Source organism: Dysgonomonas gadei ATCC BAA-286, from assembly GCF_000213555.1.
In the GTDB taxonomy this organism is placed as follows: Bacteria; Bacteroidota; Bacteroidia; order Bacteroidales; family Dysgonomonadaceae; genus Dysgonomonas; species Dysgonomonas gadei.
This window is the reverse complement of the sequence record NZ_GL891987.1, coordinates 144,416-150,659: the sequence shown is the minus strand read 5'-3', so window position 1 is coordinate 150,659 and position 6,244 is coordinate 144,416. Positions and strand designations below refer to the sequence as shown.

Here is a 6,244-nt window from a genome sequence, read left to right as displayed (position 1 = left end):
ACTTACTTACTTACTTACTTACTTCTCTCTCTCTCTCTCTCTCTCTCTCTCTCTCTCTCTCTCTCTCTCTCTCTCTCTCTCTCTCTCTCTAGCAAAATACAGCTAACCTCCAAATTTTCAAAAGAAAAAATGCAGTTAAACATTCCTGTATTTTGTAGTACATTGAACATATATACTGTTTGTTTTATAGAAAACATATATTGTTACTTATTCAATATCTCTCTTGCCTTTCACTTATTGGTGTCAGAGCAATCGTACAGCAATGTTAATTAATATAAAAATACAAGGGACTATCCTATTCGTCCAAATAAGTATACCAGATCGCCAGTGGCGGGCCGAAATACTTATTTGGTATATTAAGATACTGAAGCTAAATAAGGCTGAAATAGGCCTTAATTACTTACGTAGCCGGTATTCTTTGGGTGTCATGTTGTGCTTTTTCAGGAATTCGCGATAGAAGTATGACTTATTGTTAATACCTACCTTATACATGATTTCCTGAATGGTGAGGTTGGTTGTGATAAGCAGTTTGGCAACTTGTGTAAACCTATAATCTTTAATGAAATCGTTAGGGGAAAGTGTTGTTATTTTCTTGAATTTACGATAAAGGCTACGGGTGCTCATATTCAACTTTTCGGCGATGAATTCGGGCCGTAGGTTCTCTTCTTCCATATTATCCGATATAATATCGATAACAGAATCCATGAAAGCTTTATCTTCCTGATGGATCAACTGCCCATCTGAATATTTATACGCACTTTCGGGTGAATAGAAGTAGTCCTTCAATTCATCTTTCACCATTAATAAACGGTTTATGACCGAACGAAGCACCAGTGACGAAAAAGGTTTCGTCAGATAAGCATCTGCTCCTATATCGAGGCCCTCCGCCTGTTCTTTCTCACTGATTTTAGCCGATACAATTACGAGCGGTATATGCTTTGTAAATTTATCATCCTTCAGGTTATTTATAAACTCCAGACCATTCATACCCGGCATCATGATATCGGTGATAATAAGGGAAGGGGTCTCCGATTCTATAATTTTGAGGGCTTCGGGAACATTATAGGCACTCCTGATATGATAACTGTCGGATAAAATATCAGAGATGAGCCACACTATATCCTTATTGTCATCAACAATCAGGATTGTCTGCTTCTCTCCTGCGGATTGTCTCAATGAATCGGCATCCATTGGCAGGTTACTCTCTTCATCTGCCAGACGTTCTTCCTCTGTTACCTGAAGCACAGGCAATACTACTATAAATTCAGCAAATTTACCGATTTCACTCCTGACCGAGATATTTCCGCCAAGAGACTCCACTATATCATGGCAAATGGATAGTCCCAATCCATGCCGTGATGCCATCAACGGATAAGAGTCATTCGCCTCCGTATTTTCGAGCACACCGTAACGATCGAATATGGATGGTATGTTCGAATCTTCTATTCCCTGTCCTGTATTGTAAACACTAAGTACAAGCTGTTCGTTATCTATTCCGGCCGATATTTTCACCTTACCTTTTTCTGTAGTATATTTAAAGGCATTGGAAACCAGATTTACCAAGACCCGGTTGAATCCGAATACATTGGTATTCCAATATAAATCGGCAGGTATTGAAACTTCAAATGCTATACTGTTTTCTTCTGCAATAGGAATGAACCACTCCATTTGCTTTCTCACCAAATCTGAAACCGAGGCCTCTTCGACGTAGCTAAAGTCGAACTTACCTTCTTCCATCTTCCTGAAATCGAGAATCTCCTGTATCAGACCACTCAGGTTAGCTACATTGTCACGTAATATACCTGTATATTTACGGATATTTTTATCTACTTCGGCCGATTTTTCAATATAGTCAGTTACTCCTTTTATTACTGTCAGAGGGGTACAGAATTCGTGAGTAACGTTCGTAAAGAAATTCAGTTTTGCTTCCAATAACTTTTCTTTCTGTTCTTCGTTTATCTTCTGTGCAATCTGCATTTGTTTATCCATTATTCGTTTACGGATAAGGTATATGATATAAGAACATATAAGGGCAAACGCTACCACATATGACAAATAAGCCCAACTGGTCAGATACCATGGCGGCAGCTTCCTTATTTTTAGAGAATAATATCTCTCATCCGAATCGAACACATCATTTTTGTATCTTACTTTCAGTATATACTCGCCATGTGGAAGATTAGTGAAGGTGACTTCATTTGTTTTCTGGAGTTCGGTCCATGCTGTATTATAGTTATCCAGCAGGTACGAGTATTCATAATTTTCGCCGTTGATATAATCCGTTGCGACAAACGAAATGGTAAAAGAAGAGATATTAGCCCCGATCTCCAGGTATCCGTCTTTTTTATTTGTATAATCGTATAGCGACCGGCTCTCACCGGCTATCTGTAAGTCGAAGAAATACAGGGCAGGTTTATAATTACTTTGCAGATTGACCTCTTTAGGTTCTACCCATGTCAGCCCGTTTATACCACCAAAGAAAAGCCGTCCGGTCTGTGGACACTTCCAATAGGCATCGTCGGAAAACTCTGTTACCTTTAAATCAGGGTATGAGTAATTATGGAAAAAGTCGTTGCGTGGATTATATTTTATCAGACCTTTATTTGTGCTTAACCAGATGCAGCCATCAGCATCTTCGAGTATTCCGTGTATCATATCATTTATCATCCCATTCCGTCTGTCATACTGTTTTATCACAGTATTTCCATCTTTTAAAAACTGAATGCGGGTCATCCCTGAACTAGCACCGATATAGAAGGTAGAATCTTTGCTCTGATAAACACACAATACATCTCCGATAGCTGTATTTTCAGCATTTTTCATCTGTATGAAATCATACTGTTTACTTTTGACATTATAACGTGCCACCCCATAACCTCCACGGCTTCCAACAAATAGGGTAGATGCCCCGTCGTAAAACATAGAATGGAATTCAACACAGGTCTTATCTCCATTTTTCAGAATGTATTCATTCACAGATTTGACTGAAAGACGGGAATTTTCATCCTTAATGATAACTTCGAGCAAACCATTACCGGCCGTCGCCATCCATAGAGTAGAATCATTCACTTCACAGATCGAATGAACTTTCCCTATTGTACTTCCATCCTTTTCCGATAAAGATTTTATCGTGTTATCCTTATATGAATAATAGGAAAAACCCGGCCCTTCGGTCCCGATCCAGAGTATATTCCGGTATTTACTTCTCAAGAAACAAAATACAAGATTACTCGATAGCCCATTGGCAGTTGTGTAATTTAAAACCTGTGACTGAGACACTTCACGCTGATTGTGTTCATCGTAATTCCTGATTCGCATTATACCATCACCTTTCGTGCCCACCCACAGGTTCTGTGATTCATCCGCATAAATAGACCTGACCGGCTTTTGAGTACCCGAAAAAAAATTGTCGAATATTATGTTTCCGAACAGATCGTGTCCCTGATAGTACATTTGCACTCCTCTCCCATCAGTACCAATCCAGAGTACGTCCTGTTTTTTATCTTTGAGCAGACAGAAGACCCTTATCCCGAGATATACGGTTTCCGGTTTATAATCATTCTCTACATCTAACCTTATCAACCCGTTATCGTTGAAGGAGACAAACAAATCGGATTTAAAAGAAACCACACGGGATATCCCTCCATATTTTCCTATCAGCGAAGATAAGTCCGTGATCAATATTCTCTTATTATCTGAGAGATCGTACAGGTAGAGTTTTCTTTCGGCACTTATGTAATAAATCTTGTTATCTTCATAGTAAGCATTTATTATGCTTTTATCGTGTAGTAATGATTCGTTTACCTGCAACCTTATATCATTATTTTTCGAATCTGCGGCAATTTCTATATTTTTCAATTTCCCATCAGCAGTAATCATATAGAGTTCGTCATCACCACCAACGAACAGCGCCTTCACATTATCCATATCGGCCCCGGGTAAATGAATATCGGTAAAATTCTTACTCTCCCGGTTATAATGGGATATATAGTTCTTTTTACTTATAACCCATGTATTTCCTTTCCTATCCGCTGCCAGAAGCTTGGCCTCCGGCAATTCTGGGTACGATTCTATGACTTTTCGTTCTTTCAACGAAAACTTATTCAGCCCCAGGAACGTAGATATCCACAGATTACCTTCGTCTGCTTGTGTGATATTGTGAATAATATTACTGCATAAGGAGAACTCATTATCGAATTCGGACCTGTAAACAAAAGTGTTTTTTCCGTTATACAGATTCAATCCATCGTATGTACCGAACCACATATAACCATCTTTGTCCTGATACATGCAAAGAATCGCATTGTTCGACAAATCGAGTTTATCGGCTCTATGTAGTGTATATGAGGCATAGGACAGGAAGACATTGGACAGAAAAAAGACAGCCAATAAGTAAGACTTCTTGAAAATCCTGATATTTTTTCTATCATAAATGTAGGAAAGCAGATGTTTCATAACCATGGATTGATAAAAAGGGACATTCTTTTTTACAAAAATACAATTAACATCCGGATAAAATAAATAAACGTCATATAATGCTAGGGCAACCACACGAAATTTAGAGGCTGTAATAATATTTTTCGCTAAAACTTAAACAGGCTCCTATTCTTTTTGAAAAACTTTATCTATGGATATAGCTAATAGCTTGTAGCCGTTAGCTTGTAGTTCTTTGATGTATTGGAATAAGTAGTAAGTTATATGAGATACGAGATACAAGTTGCTAACTGATGACTGTAAATAGTGTGTCAGATTTTAACATTATATGGTTAGTAAATACAAATTATACTAATAATCGATATACTAAAACGCTTTTTCGTCTCCTTTGAAAACATTGGCAACTGTGAGGTAGATTATCTTCAGGTCAAGGAAGAAAGTCCAGTGTTCGAGATACCATACATCTCTTTTTACACGTTCTTCCATTTCCTCTACGGTTTTGGTCTCTCCTCTGCATCCGGTTACCTGTGCCCATCCTGTGATACCTGGTTTCACCAGATGACGGACCATGAATTTATCTATAAGGGAACTATAGAGGTCGGTATGTTGGAGCATGTGCGGACGAGGACCGACAACGGACATATCATTCTTGAATACATTGATAAACTGGGGTAGTTCGTCAATACTTGTTTTTCTCATAAATGCCCCCACTTTGGTTATACGTGGGTCTCCTGCAGTGGCTTGTTTTTTGTTTGCTTCGTCATTCAATCGCATCGACCGGAACTTGTAACAGTAAAATTCTTCTCCTTTTATTCCTGTCCTTTTTTGTTTAAAGAATACAGGTCCGGGAGAAGACCATTTTATGATGGCTCCGAAGATGATATATACAAATGGGAAAATAAGGGTCAGTACGAGACCGGAGAAAATGAGGTCGAATGTCCGCTTAATAAATCTGTTTGTAAAATGTTGTAAAGGCTCATACCTAAGACTCAATACAGGAGTAGATTCGATAAAATGTAAAGAAAATCGCCTCCTCATATATTTGTGAAACTCAGGTATAAGATGGAACCGGATCATATTTTTTTCGCAAAATCTTACTAAATCATAGACTAATTCATCCTGATTTCCTGACAGGGTGCAAAACATTTCGTCTACTTTAACATTCTTAACATACTCTTCTATATCAGAAATTTTTCCCAGATAATTCGGTAATATATCTTTCTTTGAAACATCGTTGTCAAAGAAACCTAAAATTTTGTAGCCGAACTCACTGAAAATAAGCGATTCGTATGTTTTTACAGCACTACTTCCTGCTCCTATAATAATGACTTGCCGATAATTATATCCCTTCTTCCTATACGACTTTAACAAGAGACGGAATAATACATGCCATCCTATAAAAATAGTCCCCATGATAAAAAAGCCTACAATCCAAGGAATTATAGGAATACTTATAATGTGGAATATAGAGAATCCTGCAGTTACCAACAATGCATAAAGAGTTATAAATGCTGACGATCGTTGGACTATTTTATCAAGGTATACAACGTTTGATGTAATGTGAAAACGTATAAATGAAGAAGTCAGAAAATAGCACAGGTTAATCAATAGAAATGCAATGATTTTCTCCCTGTAATGAAGGCTTTCGGTTACTTCGTCGTCTTGGCGGAATATGAAAAACGCCAGTAAAAAAAATATATTAATAAGGAACAAGTCGCCAAAACGAACTATCCAATCAATCAGGTAGCCATATCCCTCTTTTCTATCCGTACTATCCATAGTGTAAATAAAAACAGATTGCAAAGATAAT

Annotated in this window: 3 protein-coding genes; all 3 read right to left on the bottom strand. The window is 37.7% G+C overall.

Going from position 1 to position 6,244, the window contains the following annotated elements; genetic code table 11:
- Positions 1 to 14 precede the first annotated feature (14 nt).
- Entirely contained in the window at positions 15 to 143 is a 129-nt protein-coding gene (locus HMPREF9455_RS21970) for a hypothetical protein (RefSeq protein WP_395858109.1), read from the bottom strand.
- Positions 144 to 396: 253 nt separating this feature from the next.
- Positions 397 to 4,455: a hybrid sensor histidine kinase/response regulator transcription factor gene (locus HMPREF9455_RS15955; protein ID WP_044216544.1), complete on the bottom strand. Its 4,059-nt coding sequence runs from the start codon at positions 4,453 to 4,455 to the stop codon at positions 397 to 399.
- A 345-nt stretch (positions 4,456 to 4,800) separates the two neighbouring features.
- Positions 4,801 to 6,213: an undecaprenyl-phosphate glucose phosphotransferase gene (locus HMPREF9455_RS15950; RefSeq protein WP_006800765.1), complete on the bottom strand. Its 1,413-nt coding sequence runs from the start codon at positions 6,211 to 6,213 to the stop codon at positions 4,801 to 4,803.
- Positions 6,214 to 6,244 lie beyond the last annotated feature (31 nt).